Here is a 15,124-nt window from a genome sequence, read left to right as displayed (position 1 = left end):
CTTGTCCAGCCCAGACCATAGGCGTCTTGTTATTTCACTGCAGCTTCCCATTTACAGCGGATAGGGGAGACAATCGCATTTTCTTTTTTGAGCTCGGTGAAGGCCTTGTCGACCGCTTTGCGTTCCAGCCCTGACAGCTTCTCAACTTCACCTGCAGTTACAGGAGCTGCTGAAGCTTTAATGATTTCCAGTACTTGATCTTTAACACTCATGAGTTACACATCCTTTGTTCATTGTGATTTGGTCCATACTGATGCTTCGTAACATTCGTAATGTCAGACAAATCATAAAAGAAAAACGGTAAAGGGGCAGTGATTTTTTTACAATAGTAGTTTACAGTTCTATCCAAAAGTGATATCATAATTATATCAAATACATATCTAATGGAGGCATCTTTATGAAAGAGAAAACATTGCATCCTGTCAGCGGATTCTGGGTGGTGGCTCTAATTGCCATTTGTATCGGGGGCGGCATTTACGGTGCCGTTCAGGAATACGTGGCATTGCCTGTCATCCTGTTTGTTGCAGCCGGTATTCTATGTACGAGTATTACCGTCGTTCAGCCGAACAAGTCAGTGGTCGTGACCTTCTTTGGCCAATATGTCGGTACGATTGCAACCAGCGGGTTATTCGCTGTAATTCCGTTCAGCATCCGCAAGACCGTATCGCTGCGGGTCCGCAACTTCAACAGCGTGAAGCTGAAGGTCAATGATGTGGAAGGAAATCCGATTGAGATTGCTGCGGTGATTGTATTCAAGGTCATTAATTCGGCCAAGGCGCTGTTTGATGTAGATAAGTATATGGCGTTTGTGGAAATCCAGAGTGAAACGGCGCTGCGTCATGTAGCGAGTAGATACCCTTACGATAACTTCAATGAGACCGGCATGTCCCTGCGGGCCAATGCCGATGAGATTGCCAAAGAACTGGCGGTGGAGCTGCAGGAGCGTCTGTCCTTATCCGGTGTAGAAGTGATCGAAGCCCGCCTGACCCATCTGGCCTACTCCACAGAGATCGCCAGCACAATGCTGCAGCGCCAGCAGGCTTCGGCCATTCTATCTGCACGCCAGATCATCGTAGAAGGTGCTGTCGGCATGGTGGATATGGCAATCCGCCAACTCAAAGAGAGCGGTGTAGTTGAACTGGACGAAGAACGCAAGGCGGCGATGATCAATAATCTGATGGTGGCGATTGTGTCGGAGCGCGGTGCGAGCCCAGTCATTAACGCTGGCTCGTTGTACTAAGGCGGTAATATTATGGCGGCCAAAAAAAGCTTTCCGCTGCGGATCGATCCCGAACTGCACGAAGCGCTGGAACGTTGGGCGGGAGAAGAGTTTCGCAGCGTAAACGGACATATCGAATACTTGCTGCGTGAGTCTTTGAAGCGCGCAGGCCGCTTGCCGGGTAAGAAACGCCGGGAAGAAGAATGAACAGCCTGGGGCGGCGGCGCTTCAGACTTGTATAACTTGCTGAACCGGCTGTGCCGTCCTTGTGAGGAGGCACAGCCGGTTCCACTTGACGGAAGATAAGCTGAGATTTATAATTACCGTAATTCACGTTATCAGCTTCGACAAAGATATGAATCGATGTTCAGGACCGCTTCAGAGAGAGGAAACCCCAGGCTGCAATTTCCTCCGGTACCGGCTTTTGATTTACCCCTTTGTAGCTGCGGTTATGAATTCCTGGGATGTCCGGCTGCGGACATCATTTCAGCAGGATAGTAAGAACCGCCGGTTCATGGCCGTTATCTCCATGCTGACGAAGGATTCTATTCTGCAATGCCGCTGCTCTGCAGCAGCTTTTGTATAATGGTATCGAATTTGGGTGGAACCACGGGTGCAATCACTCGTCCCTTTGCGGGACGGGTGTTTTTTGTGTGCAGAGACCTGCCGAAGAAGCAAGTATCACAGAAGCGGATGTTCCGCACAACTAAGCCAATGCTCCCGGAGTAAGTTTGTACGTAAAGGATCAGGGAAGTATTGGCTAACAAACTTTTAGGAGGAAGAAAAATGTCAGTAAATATCAAACTTCCGGACGGTTCGGTCCGGGAATACCCGGACGGCAGCAGCATTGATGATGTAGCAGCCTCGATCAGCAGCGGACTTCGTAAGAATGCCGCTGCAGGCAAAATCAACGGAATCGTCGTGGATCTGTCCACTCAGCTGCAGGAAGGCGATCTTGTAGAGATCGTAACCCTGGATTCCCCGGAAGGCCTGGAAGTGATGCGTCACAGTACAGCTCACCTTATGGCCCAGGCGGTAAGACGTTTGTTCGGAACTATGGAGGTTAAGCTCGGAGTAGGTCCGGTAATTGAAGACGGCTTCTATTATGATATGGATCTGGAGCATCCGCTGAATCCGGAGGATCTGCTGAAGATTGAGAAGGAAATGGAACGTATCGTTTCTGAGAACCTGCCGATTGTCCGCCATGAGGTAAGCCGTCAGGAAGCGCTGGACAGATTCGGCGAGCTGGCCGATCCTTACAAGCTGGAGCTGATTCAGGCGCTGCCGGAAGACAGCGTGATTACAATCTATGAACAGGGCGAATTCTTCGACCTCTGCCGTGGTCCGCATTTGCCGTCCACTGCGAAGATCAAAGTGTTCAAGCTGATGAACGTAGCCGGTGCTTACTGGCGCGGAGACAGCAAGAACAAGATGCTGCAGCGCGTATACGGCACAGCCTGGATCAAAAAGGCCCAGCTTGACGAGCATCTGCGTCTGCTGGAGGAAGCGAAAAAGCGCGATCACCGTAAGCTGGGCAAGGAACTGGAAATCTTCACCTTCAACCAGCTCGTTGGACAAGGCCTGCCGATCTGGCTGCCTAAGGGCGCCAAGCTGCGCAGCATTCTGGAGCGCTATATTGTAGATCTGGAAGCCAGCCTTGGTTACCAGCATGTCTACACTCCAGTACTGGGGAATGTAGAGCTGTACAAGACTTCCGGACATTGGGAACACTACCAGGAAGACATGTTCCCTAAGATGACTATTGATAACGAGGAGTTCGTGCTTCGTCCAATGAACTGCCCGCATCACATGATGATCTATAAGAGCTCGATGCACAGCTATCGCGATCTGCCGATCCGTATTGCCGAGCTGGGCATCCAGCACCGTTATGAAATGTCGGGAGCCCTGACAGGCCTGCACCGTGTCCGTTCGATGACGCTGAATGATTCCCATATCTTCTGTCGTCTGGACCAGATCAAAGGCGAGTTCATCCGCGTGCTCGAGCTGATCAAGCAGGTATACAGCGACTTTGGGATTGAAGATTACCGTTTCCGACTCTCTTACCGGGACCCTAAGGATACAGAGAAGTATTATGCCAATGATGAAATGTGGGAGACAGCACAGCGTATGCTGCGTGAGGTTGTCGAAGAAGCCGGCCTGCCATTCTACGAAGCCGAAGGCGAAGCAGCCTTCTATGGCCCTAAGCTGGATGTTCAGATCAAAACAGTATTGGGTAAGGAAGAAACACTGTCGACTGTACAGATCGACTTCCTGCTGCCGGAACGCTTTGAGCTGGAATATGTCGGGGATGATGGACAGAAACACCGTCCGGTTGTCCTGCACCGCGGAATTCTAGGAACTATGGAACGTTTCGTAGCATTCCTGCTGGAGAACTTTGCCGGTTCACTGCCGCTGTGGCTGTCTCCGCAGCAAGTGAAGATCATTCCGGTATCCTCGGCCTTTGATGAATATGCGAAGGAAGTGGCTGCGAAGCTGCTGCGCAGCGGCATCCGCGCCGAAGTTGACTTGCGCAATGAGAAAATGGGTTACAAAATCCGTGAAGCACAGCTGGAGAAGCTTCCATACATGTTCGTCGTAGGCGAGAATGAAATGAATGCCGGCAGCGTATCAATCCGCAAACGCGGTGAAGGCGACATCGGCGCCAAACCGCTGCAGGAAGTCATCGATTCGCTTACGCAGGAAATTGCGGGACGCGTAATCTAAAGCATTCACAAGCTGTTAATAGTACGTATAATTACGAATTAATAACCTCTGTTATAAGCCGCGTGGGACCGCTATTATCCGGTGTCAGGTATAAAATTTTGTGAAACGGGAAACCTTCGCTATATGGGGAGGTTTAACTAATGAACAAAATGGGCTTATACCAGAGGTTTTGGTGTCTTTTCGTCACCATCGTGCTTCTGCTGACAGCAGCCGGGATCTACCCGGATGATTCGCGCAAATCGGCACAGGCAAGAGGGACGGGAGACACTGCAGGACAACTTAGTGCAGCCACCACGAATTCTCAGGTTCAGCGTCAAGAGGCAGGTTCGGCATCCCGTCTGGGAGGCTCTTCGCGGTTACGGCAGCCGGTTACCGTCCAGGCTCCTAAGCCAGCACAGGTGCCGGAGAGTAAGCCGAAGGCGAAGGCAGCTCCCAAGCAGCCGGATTCGGTACCGGTAGCTGCACCTGCGCCGGAGCAGATCATCACTTCAATGAAAGTAACAGCGACCGGCTATACGGCCGGGTACGAATCCACAGGCAAGACCGCGAAGCATCCGCAGTATGGAATTACGTACTCGGGTGTCAAGGTACGCCGGGACAAGAATGCCGTATCCACCATTGCTGCAGACCCGAAAGTTCTGCCTTTGGGAAGTATTTTATATATTCCGGGTTATGGATATGCTATAGTGGCCGACACCGGTTCAGCGATTAAGGGGCGGAAGATTGACTTGTACTTCAGCACCACCAAGCAGGTGTACAAAGAATGGGGCAAGAAGACGGTTGTCGTCCATCTCATCAAACGCGGTAACGGAAAATGCACGGAGAGTATGCTGAAAAGTCTCGGACATGCAATCCAGACCTATAATGCAGTGCCGCAATATTTGCTGGAAGAGGTTATTTAAGGGCTGGACCGGCCTCACTGAGTTTGAATTATTTTTCACGTAAGCATGCATAATACGACGTCACATTTCCCATAATATCGACTGGGGCAAAGCGACTTGCCTCTTCCGATATAATCTTTTCGTCAGCTCTAAACAGGCTGTACTGAAGGAAAAGGGAGGTGATTTCCGTGGCCAATTCCAAGAAACCAAAGGTACAAGAGAACTTCAAAACACCGAATGAAAAATACAATGCTGAGTTTGCCGTTGAGAACGACGGTGCAACTACTAAGAGCAACACGTTCTCCAAACCGGTACAAAAACCACAGCAGTAATGCTGGGGTAACGGTATGAGCATTTGAAGCGTCAAGGCTGTCCTCTCACGTCCGGATTATGGGCTGAAAGGGCAGCTTTTTTATGGGCATCATACAATTAACGGAATATTCCAGCCGTCTCGGTCTGGAGACTGAGGCCTGTTTCCTTCTCACGCCGCTGTTCCCCGCAGCTTTCTTCCTGTAGACTAGGACTATAAGCGTGAAGAAGCGAGAGTTACACTAACTACTAGGGGGAATGACATATGAAACGACGGTTCACCAGCCAGGTGCTCGGCGGACTGATCCTTATCGGTCTCGGAGGCCTGTTCCTGCTAAGACAGATGGGCTACACTGATTTCAGCTTGGGTTCAATGATATCTACGTATTGGCCGGTTATTCTGATTATATTAGGGGTTAAACGCTTTCTGTCCCCGGACGATGAGCATTCGAGATTCTCTGCAACACTTGGCGGATTTTTCTTTCTGGCCATCGGCGTGTTTTTCCTGGGGCGGAATTTAGAATGGTTTGACTTCTCGGCAGGCGATTTCTTCAAAATGCTGATCCCGGTTATGCTGATCGGCGGCGGTTTAGCTGTTATTTTCAAGCCGCGGGGGACAACGCCGCCGGTTCCTCCGGCACCGCCGGCACCACCGAATTTCTATCCGCCCGAACCGGGCAAAAGCCCGCTGGATGCGAAGCCTCCTGCACCGCTGGAATCGACGCTCGATGAGCAGTTTGAGCAGAAGTTCGGCAAATCTGCCGGTGCCGGCGGGCGGGACTGGAATGATTATCTGCACAAAGACACGGAGGATGAAGACGAAGAACAGGGAGACTCCTCTTCTTCGTCAGATGCCAAGTGGCAGGAGAAGCAGGAACGCCATGAACGCAGACGCCAGGAGCGTCAGGAACGCCATGCCCGCCGCCACGGCGAATGGCATGAGGAGTTTCAGGATTCCGGGCAGGACAAAGAAACAACGAACCGCTCGGCTTTTATCGGGGATGTCCATATGGGCCGCGAGCATTTCCAGCTGAAACAAACCAATATTTCGCAGTTTATCGGGGATACAGTGCTGGATCTGACCAATGCGCAAATTCCTTACGGTGAGACCAAGATCAACATTTCCGCTTTTGTCGGTGATATTAAGGTTTATATTCCCGATGATATGAATCTTGGTGTATCGGTTAACGGCAGCTCGTTCATTGGTGATATGCAGGTGCTTGAGCAGTCGCGCAGCGGGTTCATGAGTAATGTGCAGTGCAAGACGCCTTATTATAAGGAAGCAGGTAAAAAAGTCCGCATTAACGTCAGCTGCTTCATCGGTGACATTAAAGTCAAAACGGTGGGCTAAATGGGGACGATCTTCAGCAATACCAAGTGGATGCTGCTGGTGTATTTCCTGCTTAGCGGCGGAGTAACTGCCGGACTGATGTATGCCGGGACATGCCTGGGCTATATCCGGGTGGTGGATACCCGCATGTGGCTGTACCTGTGTCTGGGCATTGTGCTCTTCACAGTGACTATCGGCTATATTGCCGGACAGCGGATTCAGCGGCGGATCGACCATCTGGATCTGAATATGCTTCAGGTAGCCAAAGGCAATCTGTCCGTACGGATGCCGGAGAGCGAAGACCAGTCTTTTGCCCGGGTATATCACGAATTCAATATTATGATGGATACTGTGGAGAAGAAGATGAAGCTTTTGCAGCAGCTGGGTGAACAGGAAGTCATCGAGAAGGAAAAGGCGGCGGAGAGCGCGGTACTGGAAGAGCGGAGGCGTATGGCCCGGGATCTGCATGATACGGTGAGCCAGCAGCTTTTTGCGATTCACATGTCCGCTTCTTCGCTGCCTAAAGTGCTTGAACGGAGCGCGGAGCACGGGCAGACGGTGATGGAACAGCTGATCAGCATGTCCCAGATGGCGCAGAAGCAAATGAGGGCATTGATCGCGCAGCTGCGTCCGGTGGAGCTGGAGGGGCGCAATCTGTTCGAGGCGCTGGAGAAATGGTTCCCGGATTACTGCCGCCAGAACGGGCTCAAGGGGGTAAAGGAGCTTGAACTGCAGGGTGAGCTGTCCGAAGCGATTGAGCATCAGCTGTTCCTGATTATTCAGGAGTCGATGGCGAACATCGTGAAGCATGCCGGAGCACGGGTAGTCAGCCTGTCGTTGCGTGAAGTGCCGCGCCAGGTTGTGCTGAGCATCAGCGATGACGGGCAGGGCTTCGAGCAGGTGCAGCATAAACAGGGCTCCTACGGACTTACCACCATGCGCGAGCGTGCCGAGAAGCTCGGCGGCCAGGTAGAGATTATCAGCCGCAAGGGGGCGGGAACGACGATCCGCGTACATATACCAAAGTTTGTGCAGGGCATCCCGGAGCCGGTTGATGCCGAATCTGAGCCTGATAGGGGGAGTACAGAATGAGTCTCATTAAAGTGCTGCTGGTGGATGATCATGATATGGTGCGGATGGGGCTCAAAACCTATCTGATGCTTGATCCAATGTTTGAAGTTATAGGTGAGGCAGCCAACGGGCATAAGGCGCTAGGCATGCTGCGTGAACTGGGGCATGATGCCCTGCCGGATCTGGTGCTGATGGATTTGATGATGCCGGTCATGAACGGGGCGGAGACAACGCGCGCAGTGCTGGCCGAATTCCCGGGTCTCAAAATTGTCATCCTCACCAGCTTCCTGGAGGATGATCTTGTTGTAGACGCGATCGAGGCAGGGGCGGTCAGCTATGTGCTCAAAACCGTCTCGGCAGAAGAGCTGATCTACGCGCTGCAAGGCGCGTACCGCGGCATGCCGGTGATGACCGGCGATGTCTCGCAGGCACTTACCCGAGGCATCCGCCAGCGTACCGTACAGGGCGACTCTTCCGGCTTGACCGAGCGAGAGAAGGAAGTTCTGCTGCTGATCGCTGAGGGCAAAACCAATAAAGATATCGGCGAGGAGCTGCATATCAGCATCAAGACGGTGAAGACGCATGTCAGCAACCTGCTGATGAAATGTGAGCTGGATGACCGCACCCAGCTGGCCATCTACGCCCACCGTAAGGGCTGGGCGCAGAGTTAGCTCCTTCAGGCCAGTGAATCCTGCGCAAAATACAACATTTTCCTTTACATATCGTCTATAATCGAAAATTGTTGTACGAAAGGCAGCATTCCAACTCGTTCAAACGGCTAAACGGGACGATTCTTGTATTTCGTACAACAATTCTCCGTAACATCCTGTTATCTAGGAAGCAAAGTTGCAATATGTACAATTTTCATGCCTATTGTACGTATGCGTGAAGCGGTAACCTTCAATACCCCCGGCGCTATAATGCCGGGGGATTTGCATGTCCTCTACGTCCGGCAATTGCCTCAACAGCCTCAGTAACCGCGTTTCCGGCGGTTCTCCCTCATATTCTCTTTTAAGTGTTCATATCTTTTATCTCCGCTTAAATTGTTTTTAATGTGACCTTAAGGTTTAAAGTACAAAATAAGAACAAGAAAACAAATAACACTTTGCCGGATGCGGCAGAGCGCGGGAGGAAAGAAAACATGGACGATAACAAAAACAATTACAATCGTGAGAACAACTTCAATCGTGATAATGAACCGGGACCGCAGCGGGAATGGGACAGTAAAGATAGCACTAACAGTAATTCATCAAACGAAGCAGGCTCTTCCTACTACTATTCCTATGGGCCGTTCAAATCCCTGAACAACGACGAGATGAATGGTGAAGATCCGCAGCACTATAACCGCCGGGAGCCGGAGCGTGTAGAGATCTCACCTCCGCAGCCGGTCAAGCCTTTACCTTACAGCACTTCGCTCCGTACCACAGGATATGACGGCAATGGCGGACGCGGCGGCAATCCTCCTGAGGGGGGCAATGGCTGGCAGTATAACCGTAAGCCGAAGAAGCCGGTTAAGGCGGTACTTATTTCTTTTCTTGCAGGAATGATTGTATTATCGGGTTCGATGTTCATGGCGGACCGGGGCAACTGGTTCACAGGCGATCAGGCAGTTACTGCTGCCGTTACGAATACAGCAGCTAAGACAGCGAACGGAAGTGCTACCATTACGCCTTCCACTTCCACAGCAGCACTGGTTACCGGATCGGGTGATGTATCCAGCGTAGTAGATGGGGTGGGACCGGCAGTTGTCAAAATTGAGACGCTGGTTAAATCAAGCAGCAGAAGCAGCAGTAATCCGAATATGAGCGATCCGTTCTCCCAATTCTTCTTCGGTGATCAGTTCGGCGGCAGCGGATCTTCCGGCTCCAATTCAGAATCCCAGCCGGAATCAAACAATTCGGATTCATCCCAGCTTACTCCTTACGGAATCGGCACAGGCTTCATTTATAATTCAGACGGTTATATTCTGACCAACCAGCATGTGGTGGATAATGCAGATGTCATTCAGGTTACGGTTGACGGCAATACCAAACCTTATGAAGCGAAATTGCTCGGCTCCAGCAAAGATCTGGACTTGGCAGTGCTCAAAATTGAAGGAACGGACTTCCCTACAGTGGCGCTTGGTGATTCCGACAGCATTAAGGTAGGTTCAGAAGTCGTAGCGATTGGTAACCCGCAGGGCTTTGACCACACCGTTACAGCAGGTGTACTGAGTGCCAAGGGCCGCAGTATTGATATTAATGAAGAAGACGGAAGCGGCACACGCAATTACAAGAACTTGCTGCAGACGGATGCTTCGATTAATCCAGGGAACTCGGGCGGACCCCTGCTTAACATGAATGGTCAGGTCATCGGGATGAATGTGGCGGTTAGCACAGACTCCCAGGGTATCGGTTTTGCTATCGCGGTCAATACCATTAAAGAAGTTGTAGAGAAACTGGAAGCCAATCAGGAAATTCCGAAAGAACCGGTACCATTCATCGGCGCTTCGCTGATGACCATTACCGATGAAGTCGCTAAACAAATGGGCACTGACCTTAAAGAAGGCTCCGTAGTCGCCGAGATTGTCTTCAAATCTCCAGCGTATACCGCCGACCTCCGCCCTTACGATATCATCACAGGTGTGAACGGTACGAACTATGCCACCAGCCAGGATCTGATTACTTACATCCAGACGCTCAAAGTTGGCGATCAGGTGACACTGAATGTGGTTCGTGACGGTAAGAAGCTGGATCTTCCGGTAAAGATCGGCAATAAAAATGATTTTGACACGACTCAAACTCAGAAGCAATAAACACACCGGACGGTGAGCAGTACAGCGGAAGGGGAGACCCTTCCGTTTTTGCTGCATAGGCTGCGGGTAAACGGATTCATGATACAATATAGATATATGAACTGAACAATGGGGGCTGCTTGATGCGACCGAATATTCTAATTATTGATGACGATGAGAAAATTATATCCATGCTGCGCCGCGGGCTTGCCTTTGAAGGGTATGATGTCAAAACAGCCGCTAACGGGGCAGATGGGCTGCGTGCCGTTCTGAACAGCGATCCGGATGTGGTTATCCTGGATGTAATGATGCCGCAAGTGGACGGGTTTGAGGTATGCCGCCGTCTGCGTGAGGGCGGAAGCAGTGTTCCGGTACTTATGCTGACGGCCAAGGATGAGATTGAACACAGGGTCAAAGGGCTCGATCTGGGTGCGGACGATTATCTGGTGAAGCCGTTTGCTCTGGAGGAGCTGCTTGCCCGGGTAAGGGCACTGCTCCGGCGCAAAAGTGAGCAGGGCGGAGGCTCGGACCAGGCGGTTTCCTATGAGGATATCACACTGGATGTAGATTCGCGTGAAGTGACGCGTGCAGGCAAACGTCTGGAGCTGACGGCAAAGGAATTCGAACTGCTGCATCTGTTCATGCAGAACCCGAAGCGGGTGCTGTCCCGTGATCTCATCATGGATAAGATCTGGGGTTACGATTACAGCGGTGAATCCAATGTGCTTGAGGTATATATCGCAATGCTGCGCCAGAAGACGGAAGAGCATGGCGGCAAAAGGCTGATTCAAACGATCCGGGGAGCCGGCTACATCCTAAGAGGTGACTAATATGTCTATACGTTTGCGGCTGACTGCCTGGTATTCAGGGATTCTGGCCATAATGCTGCTGGCCCTGTCCGCGTTAATCTACGGGTTTGTCTATATTAATACGTACGGTGACTTGAAGGACCGTCTTAAGAATCAGGCCAATCAGATCGAACTGCAGCCGGTTACTTATTATGACGGAACTTCCAATCTGTATGTGGGCGGAAGTCTGGAAGGCCAGAATTTATTTGCACAGTTGTATATATATGATATTTCGCGGATTGTTCCCAATAATAACATGAAGACGTTTGATCTTCGGTTCAATATTCCGGAACAAGCCGCTATAGTCAGCCAACAGGGCTTTGTTAGAGAGAGCTACCAAGGAAATTCTTTCTTAATCTATCAGCGGGCTGTTGATATTCCGGGGTATGAAGGCAATCCTGCTGCAGTCCTGCAAATGGCCGCGTATACAGGTGAGCAGGATCGGCTGATGCTGAGACTGAAGAATATCCTGCTCGTTGGCTCTTTTGCGACTCTGATCGCAGCCTTCACCTTCGGGCTGTTCCTGGCCCGCAAAGCAATGAGTCCGATCGGCAAGGTTATTGAGGCGGCAAACGGGATACAGACCGGGACGGATCTGAGCTCGCGCATTGAATACGACGGACCGCAGGATGAGATCGGGCGGCTGATTGAGACGGTGAACAGTATGCTCGGGCGGATGGAAGGCTTCTATACGGGGCTGGAGGAGGCCTATGCCACGCAGCGCCGCTTCGTCTCGGATGCTTCGCATGAGCTGCGGACACCGCTTACAACGATTCGCGGAAATATTGATCTGCTGGAGAAGATATGGGAGATGGAGCCGGATGACAGCCGGATGACCGAGGCGGAAATCCGCCAGCTCTCCATTGAATCGGTGAAGGATATTGCTGATGAATCCAAGCGTATGAGCCGGCTGGTGGCGGATATGCTCTCTCTGGCCAGAGCGGATACAGGCCGGACCTTTGATATAGAGCCGGTAGCGCTGGAGCCGATGATGACCGAAGTAGCACGCCGTGCTTCCTTCCTGCCGCGTCAGGCGGAGTGGTCTGTGGGCGAAATGGGCCAGTTGAACGGCAAATATATTCTTGGCAACAAGGACTATCTGCAGCAGATGTTGTTCATCTTCATTGATAATGCTTTTAAATACACGCCTGCGGGTGAGGTTACGCTGGATGCCGTCTTTTATCAGAACCAGGTGGGAATCCGTATCTCGGATACCGGAATCGGGATGGATAAGGACGAAGTGCCGCACATCTTTGACCGTTTCTACCGTGCGGATGAATCTAGAGGAATTACCGAAGGGATCGGTCTGGGGCTGTCCATCGCCAAATGGATAATTGATGAGCACGGCGGTTCTGTAGAGGTGGTCACACGGCAGGGGGAAGGGACGACTTTTGTGATCTGGATGCCGCTTCTCTTTGCCCCGCCGCTGGAATAGGGTATAATTAAACGGTTCCTATTACAGCAGTCATTGACAGCAGAAAGCGGTGAATCATGGAAGTCATCAAAATTTCTCCCCGGGGCTATTGCTACGGCGTCGTCGATGCTATGGTAATGGCACGGCAGGCCGCACAAAATCTTGATTTGCCACGGCCGATTTATATATTGGGCATGATTGTGCATAACAGCCATGTCACGAACTCCTTTGAGGATGACGGAATCATTACGCTGGACGGGCATAACCGTCTGGATATTTTGGATAAAATAGAAAGCGGGACGGTTATTTTCACTGCTCATGGTGTGTCGCCCGAGGTACGCAAGATAGCACGGGCCAAGGGGTTAACCACAGTCGATGCCACTTGTCCCGATGTAACAAAGACTCATGACCTCATCAAGGAAAAGGTTGAAGAGGGCTACGAGGTTATCTACATCGGCAAGAAAGGTCATCCTGAGCCGGAAGGTGCGGTGGGGATTGCCCCTCAGCATGTCCATCTGATTGAGAAGGAAGATGAAATTGCCGGTCTCTCGGTCCCTTCCTCGCGTATTGTAATTACGAATCAGACCACCATGAGCCAGTGGGATATTAAGCATATTATGAAAAAACTGCTGGAGACCTTCCCGGGAGCCGAGGTCCATAATGAGATCTGTATGGCAACCCAGGTCCGCCAGGAAGCGGTAGCGGAGCAGGCCGGCCAGTGTGAGCTGGTCATTGTTGTCGGTGATCCGCGCAGTAATAACTCTAACCGTCTGGCACAGGTGTCGGAAGAAATTGCCGGTGTACCGGCTCACCGGATCTCAGATGTATCTGAGCTGAATAGGGATTGGCTGAAGGGAATTACCAAGGTAGGGGTAACCTCAGGCGCTTCTACGCCAACGCCGATTACCAAGGAAGTTATCAATTATCTGGAGCAGTATGACGAATCGAACCCCGAGACCTGGGAGATCAAACGTACGGTGAATATGGCGAAGCTTCTGCCGCCTGTGAAGAACAAGAGTACGAGTGCTACCTGACATGATAGCAATTATGAACTTATAGAATAGGTATAGCGGCAGTGTGGCCTGTAACCGGGTATGCTGCCGTTTTTCTCGTTCCTGGGCGCTAGCCGCTCCTGCGAGCATGTGCCGTGATAAAGTTAGTGAGTTATTGATTTTACCTCCGGCGGTTTTGTTATATATAGCCTATTGGGGTTGACTGGAACGGAAACTTGCGGTAAAATCACTTTAGTGCTTAAAAGCGTACACGCGTCGTAGCGAGATAGTATCAAATTTAAATTGATTGTACCCGTTTATAAGAATAAGTGTCCAAAAAGGGGAGCTATAATATGATCGTTATTACATCCAACCAAACACCGCAGGATCAGGTAAATGATATTATTGCCATAATTGAAAAAGAAGGCTTGCAGGTACATCTCTCAAGGGGAGCAGATCATACTGTGATCGGTCTTGTCGGCGGCGTGACGCCGAAGCTGGCCGAGCATCTGCGCCAGATGAAGGGCGTCGAGAACGTCGTGAAGATTACCAAGTCCTATAAGCTGGCAAGCCGTGATTTCCATCCGGAGGATACGGTTATCGATATCCGCGGGGTGAAGATCGGCGGAGAGAATCTCGTCATTATGGGCGGCCCTTGTGCCGTGGAATCCCCGGAGCAGATTGATGAAATCGCACGGCTTGTTAAGGCTTCCGGCGGCCAGGTGCTGCGCGGCGGTGCTTTCAAGCCACGTACCGGACCTTACAGCTTCCAGGGTGTGGGTGTAGAAGGTCTTACGATGATGGCTGAAGCCGGTAAACGCCACGGCCTGTTGACCATCACGGAAGTGATGACACCGGAGTATGTAGATATCTGTGCGGAGCATGCGGATATTCTGCAGGTAGGCACACGTAACATGCAGAACTTTGACCTGCTGCGCAAGCTGGGAACCTGCGGGCGTCCCGTCCTGCTGAAACGCGGGTTCAGTGCGACTTACGATGAGCTGCTGAATGCAGCAGAGTACATTCTCGCCGGAGGCAACCGTGATGTCATGTTATGTGAGCGCGGAATCCGGACTTTTGAAACCTACACACGCAATACGCTGGATCTCTCAGCTATTCCTGTGCTGCAGAACCTCAGCCATCTGCCGGTGATTTCTGATCCAAGCCATGGCACTGGACGCCGTGAGCTGGTTGCGCCTATGGCCAAGGCTTCGGTTGCTGCGGGAGCCAATGGTCTGATCATCGAGATGCACACCGACCCTGATAATTCAATGACAGGTGACGGAGTGCAGTCTCTGTTCCCGGAACAGTTCGACAGCCTGCTTAGAGATCTTGAGAAGCTGGCCCCGCTTGTCGGACGCAAGTTCTCTCCTTCACTGGAAGCAGCCCCGGTAGTTTGAATTTCAAGTGCGGATTAGCTTCTTACAGGCCCTCTTCTCCCGCTTTGGGCGGAGGAAGGGGGCTATTTTTATTGAATATAGGACAAAGGTGACATGGGAATCGGATGAACAGAGTTTTTTCACCAAAGCGTCAGAATATCTTACATTGTCGTAAGAAATACCT

At 51.3% G+C, this 15,124-nt stretch carries 15 protein-coding genes; 14 read left to right on the top strand and 1 reads right to left on the bottom strand.

The genetic code is table 11. The features are described 5' to 3' along the window. Positions 1–29: 29 nt before the first annotated feature. Entirely contained in the window at positions 30–212 is a 183-nt protein-coding gene (locus tag MKX70_RS29825; protein WP_039303325.1) for a hypothetical protein, read from the bottom strand. Positions 213–397: 185 nt separating this feature from the next. Here MKX70_RS29825 and MKX70_RS29820 point away from each other — a divergent pair, with 185 nt between their 5' ends. The 14 genes from MKX70_RS29820 (at position 398) to aroF (ending at position 14,961) form a co-directional block, all read left to right on the top strand. Further along, positions 398–1,240: an SPFH domain-containing protein gene (locus MKX70_RS29820; RefSeq protein WP_042234219.1), complete on the top strand. Its 843-nt coding sequence runs from the start codon at positions 398–400 to the stop codon at positions 1,238–1,240. A gap of 12 nt (positions 1,241–1,252) precedes the next feature. Next, entirely contained in the window at positions 1,253–1,426 is a 174-nt protein-coding gene (locus MKX70_RS29815; protein WP_039303331.1) for a toxin-antitoxin system HicB family antitoxin, read from the top strand. Between the two features lie 244 nt (positions 1,427–1,670). Next, the gene (locus MKX70_RS29810; protein WP_340841416.1) at positions 1,671–1,805 is read left to right on the top strand and encodes a hypothetical protein; all 135 of its coding nucleotides are present in this window, start codon (positions 1,671–1,673) and stop codon (positions 1,803–1,805) included. A gap of 200 nt (positions 1,806–2,005) precedes the next feature. Continuing rightward, the gene (thrS, locus tag MKX70_RS29805) at positions 2,006–3,943 is read left to right on the top strand and encodes a threonine--tRNA ligase (protein WP_340789000.1); all 1,938 of its coding nucleotides are present in this window, start codon (positions 2,006–2,008) and stop codon (positions 3,941–3,943) included. A 191-nt stretch (positions 3,944–4,134) separates the two neighbouring features. Beyond that, complete coding sequence (locus MKX70_RS29800; RefSeq protein ID WP_445323725.1) at positions 4,135–4,845, top strand: 3D domain-containing protein; 711 nt, start codon at positions 4,135–4,137, stop codon at positions 4,843–4,845. 167 nt (positions 4,846–5,012) lie between these two features. Then, positions 5,013–5,156, top strand: coding sequence for a hypothetical protein (locus MKX70_RS29795; RefSeq protein ID WP_156123046.1), 144 nt, complete (start codon positions 5,013–5,015; stop codon positions 5,154–5,156). A 242-nt stretch (positions 5,157–5,398) separates the two neighbouring features. Then, complete coding sequence (liaF, locus tag MKX70_RS29790) at positions 5,399–6,484, top strand: cell wall-active antibiotics response protein LiaF (protein ID WP_042234227.1); 1,086 nt, start codon at positions 5,399–5,401, stop codon at positions 6,482–6,484. Beyond that, entirely contained in the window at positions 6,485–7,555 is a 1,071-nt protein-coding gene (locus MKX70_RS29785) for a HAMP domain-containing sensor histidine kinase (protein WP_340841414.1), read from the top strand. Beyond that, on the top strand, positions 7,552–8,205 hold the full coding sequence (locus MKX70_RS29780; protein WP_042234231.1) for a response regulator: 654 nt from the start codon (positions 7,552–7,554) through the stop codon (positions 8,203–8,205). Before MKX70_RS29785 ends, MKX70_RS29780 begins: the two co-directional genes overlap by 4 nt. Positions 8,206–8,675: 470 nt before the next feature. Beyond that, positions 8,676–10,328, top strand: a complete 1,653-nt coding sequence (locus MKX70_RS29775) for a S1C family serine protease (RefSeq protein ID WP_042234232.1) — start codon at positions 8,676–8,678, stop codon at positions 10,326–10,328. A gap of 122 nt (positions 10,329–10,450) precedes the next feature. After that, a complete protein-coding gene (locus MKX70_RS29770; protein ID WP_042135165.1) occupies positions 10,451–11,137 on the top strand; it encodes a response regulator transcription factor in 687 nt (228 codons plus the stop codon). Position 11,138: 1 nt separating this feature from the next. Beyond that, positions 11,139–12,590, top strand: coding sequence for a sensor histidine kinase (locus tag MKX70_RS29765; RefSeq protein WP_042234233.1), 1,452 nt, complete (start codon positions 11,139–11,141; stop codon positions 12,588–12,590). 56 nt (positions 12,591–12,646) lie between these two features. Further along, positions 12,647–13,603: a 4-hydroxy-3-methylbut-2-enyl diphosphate reductase gene (locus tag MKX70_RS29760; RefSeq protein WP_042234234.1), complete on the top strand. Its 957-nt coding sequence runs from the start codon at positions 12,647–12,649 to the stop codon at positions 13,601–13,603. A gap of 311 nt (positions 13,604–13,914) precedes the next feature. Further along, positions 13,915–14,961 carry a 3-deoxy-7-phosphoheptulonate synthase gene (gene aroF / locus MKX70_RS29755; RefSeq protein WP_042234235.1) on the top strand — a complete coding sequence of 349 codons (1,047 nt, stop codon included), beginning with the start codon at positions 13,915–13,917 and terminating at the stop codon, positions 14,959–14,961. Positions 14,962–15,124 lie beyond the last annotated feature (163 nt).

Origin of the sequence: Paenibacillus sp. FSL R7-0312 (genome assembly GCF_038004445.1) — a bacterium.
Classification (GTDB): domain Bacteria; phylum Bacillota; class Bacilli; order Paenibacillales; family Paenibacillaceae; genus Paenibacillus_AQ.
This window is presented reverse-complemented; position numbering and strand designations above follow the sequence as displayed.

What these genes read in the sequence shown, in the direction of transcription:
- MKX70_RS29825 (WP_039303325.1), bottom strand. Translation starts at nt 212, where the DNA reads ATGAGTGTTAAAGATCAAGTACTGGAAATCATTAAAGCTTCAGCAGCT.
- MKX70_RS29820 (WP_042234219.1), top strand. Translation starts at nt 398, where the DNA reads ATGAAAGAGAAAACATTGCATCCTGTCAGCGGATTCTGGGTGGTGGCT.
- MKX70_RS29815 (WP_039303331.1), top strand. Translation starts at nt 1,253, where the DNA reads ATGGCGGCCAAAAAAAGCTTTCCGCTGCGGATCGATCCCGAACTGCAC.
- MKX70_RS29810 (WP_340841416.1), top strand. Translation starts at nt 1,671, where the DNA reads ATGAATTCCTGGGATGTCCGGCTGCGGACATCATTTCAGCAGGATAGT.
- thrS (WP_340789000.1), top strand. Translation starts at nt 2,006, where the DNA reads ATGTCAGTAAATATCAAACTTCCGGACGGTTCGGTCCGGGAATACCCG.
- liaF (WP_042234227.1), top strand. Translation starts at nt 5,399, where the DNA reads ATGAAACGACGGTTCACCAGCCAGGTGCTCGGCGGACTGATCCTTATC.
- MKX70_RS29785 (WP_340841414.1), top strand. Translation starts at nt 6,485, where the DNA reads ATGGGGACGATCTTCAGCAATACCAAGTGGATGCTGCTGGTGTATTTC.
- MKX70_RS29780 (WP_042234231.1), top strand. Translation starts at nt 7,552, where the DNA reads ATGAGTCTCATTAAAGTGCTGCTGGTGGATGATCATGATATGGTGCGG.
- MKX70_RS29775 (WP_042234232.1), top strand. Translation starts at nt 8,676, where the DNA reads ATGGACGATAACAAAAACAATTACAATCGTGAGAACAACTTCAATCGT.
- MKX70_RS29770 (WP_042135165.1), top strand. Translation starts at nt 10,451, where the DNA reads ATGCGACCGAATATTCTAATTATTGATGACGATGAGAAAATTATATCC.
- MKX70_RS29765 (WP_042234233.1), top strand. Translation starts at nt 11,139, where the DNA reads ATGTCTATACGTTTGCGGCTGACTGCCTGGTATTCAGGGATTCTGGCC.
- MKX70_RS29760 (WP_042234234.1), top strand. Translation starts at nt 12,647, where the DNA reads ATGGAAGTCATCAAAATTTCTCCCCGGGGCTATTGCTACGGCGTCGTC.
- aroF (WP_042234235.1), top strand. Translation starts at nt 13,915, where the DNA reads ATGATCGTTATTACATCCAACCAAACACCGCAGGATCAGGTAAATGAT.